At 33.1% G+C, this 1,958-nt stretch carries 2 protein-coding genes; both read right to left on the bottom strand.

Annotated features, from left to right (window positions below; all coding sequences use genetic code 11):
* Positions 1-1,127: contractile injection system protein, VgrG/Pvc8 family (locus QHG34_RS15775; protein ID WP_407080921.1), on the bottom strand; the 1,127-nt coding region annotated here is incomplete at its 3' end.
* Between the two features lie 196 nt (positions 1,128-1,323).
* Positions 1,324-1,731 (bottom strand): type VI secretion system tube protein TssD, encoded by a 408-nt coding sequence (gene tssD, locus QHG34_RS15770; RefSeq protein ID WP_282631180.1) that lies wholly within the window; start codon positions 1,729-1,731, stop codon positions 1,324-1,326.
* Positions 1,732-1,958 lie beyond the last annotated feature (227 nt).

Genomic DNA, 1,958 nt, shown 5'->3' with positions numbered 1-1,958 from the left:
ACATCCATCGATGTACTCGATTTGATTGGTGCTACACGCAAAGAGGGTGTTGTAAATGTTTTTTCTGAGATTGAATAAGCTCTATTGGCAATATCAGATTTATGATTAATAGTTGAACTTCCTGTGGTTAATTTTTCGTTTTTACTACTGTTATAGCCGTAAAATGAAGGTTTAACATGTTGCGCTCTCATGTTCACTTTTACGTCATTCACGCTACTTCCGTACGTTAATTTTACTGGAGCTTCTTGTGGTGGTAATTCTCCAAAATGCAATACCTCTCCATCGTAAAAAAACTGCTCACCATAAGCTTCTGCCATACGAGCCAAATAGTTGTAATGCGTTTCTTCGTATTGTGCCGAGTAACTAATATTGCCATATTTAGCTGCAATACGATAGTCAAAACGACTTTTACTAATTCCTTGTTTGATAACTTCGTCCACAATACTGTTTAAACTAATGGGTTGTGTACCACCAAAACTCTGTGTATGAGGCGCTGCATCAAGCAAAATAGTTGGACTAAATCCTTTCAATAAAATATTTCCTAAACTGCCTTGTTCTTGCACAAAACCAACTTCGGTAATTACCCCAACAAAAACACGTTCGGGGCTATCTTCTACATCTTTGTATTTGAAAATGGCTGTTAAGCGTTTTCCTAAAAAATCTTGCGCTTTTTCTAAACGATAATTTTCCGCTTCACCCATCACATCATACGCCAATTCGACTTCAAATTGATGGTGATTTTTGGTACTCTGAACAAGTTTAAAATGCTTGTAAAAATCAATCACTTTTCCTTCGATCACCAATCCAAGATTGACAACACGGTTGATTCCTAAAACATCGTGATCTGGAATTGTTTTCGAATTATAGATTTTTGAAGTGGGTTGATTTCCCCATAAATTCTGTGCAACAACATTGTTTGTCATCGGAATATTCGGTTGATTTTTTACAATATTCGAATATTCAGCAGCTTTATTTGTTACATTTTTCAGTTTCGCATTTGCTTGACCAAGTTTTTGATCAACTTCGTTAATCGCTTTATTTTTTAGCGTTTCGATTCCTTGATCTTGTAATTTTCCTGCGTCCAAAGACGGAACAGATGGTTTGGAAGATTTATTGTCTTGAAACATAGTAATAGAATTTGAGGTTGAGTAATTGAACTAAAGTTATTCAATATGAAATAGATAATTCTTAAAATTTGCGTTAAAATTAGGATAACATAAAAATCAAAAACTCCTGACGCTCGCTAAAAAAGCATCAGCACCAAGAGTTTTTTTGATAGATTAGAGGTTGATTGATTCTTTAAATGATCAATATTTTAAAAAATTATCTAGCTGATGGCCAAACACCGTCGTAAGCAGCTGTTCCGTAATCAATTTTCTCTGCACTAACGATAAATGAAATTAACATATTGTTGTCGTTTAATGCGTCAAATTCTAATTCGTGTTGAATAACGTAACCGTTTTCCCACTTCAAGTTGATTAAAACACCTTCTTCGTGTGCTTTGTTGAATGTAATATCACCAACAGTTGGTTTGTATTTTCCGTTTAATAAACTTTCTAAAATCGTAGAACTTTCAGTTGCTTCGATTGTAACTTTGATTAAAGCGTTAGATGGATCAGATGCAACACGTCCAGAAACGTCAGTCGTTCTTGAAACTCCGTAGTTTAATTTGATGATTTTTTGCTCTTCTCCTCCGTTGAATTTTAAGACTCCTCTTGAATTGTTAGCCATAGTTGTAAATTTTAAGATTAATTATTTTTTTAACTATGACTAAATTAGAAACTCATTTTTTAATTAATCGTTTTTAAACGTTTACAATCGAATATGTAGTAGTTCTACGACTCTTGCATAACATAGTAGCCCTGTTTAAAATAAAAAATGAATTTTTATGTATAATTATTCTCGAAAATAAACTATTTACGTTTCTATATTGCGAAATAAACGGTTACAAATATTTT

The organism is Empedobacter sedimenti (assembly GCF_030005555.1).
Lineage (GTDB): Bacteria > Bacteroidota > Bacteroidia > Flavobacteriales > Weeksellaceae > Empedobacter > Empedobacter sedimenti.
This window is presented reverse-complemented; position numbering and strand designations above follow the sequence as displayed.

Bases quoted from the DNA above. Each gene is read 5' to 3' on its own strand.
- tssD (WP_282631180.1), bottom strand. From the start codon at position 1,731: ATGGCTAACAATTCAAGAGGAGTCTTAAAATTCAACGGAGGAGAAGAG.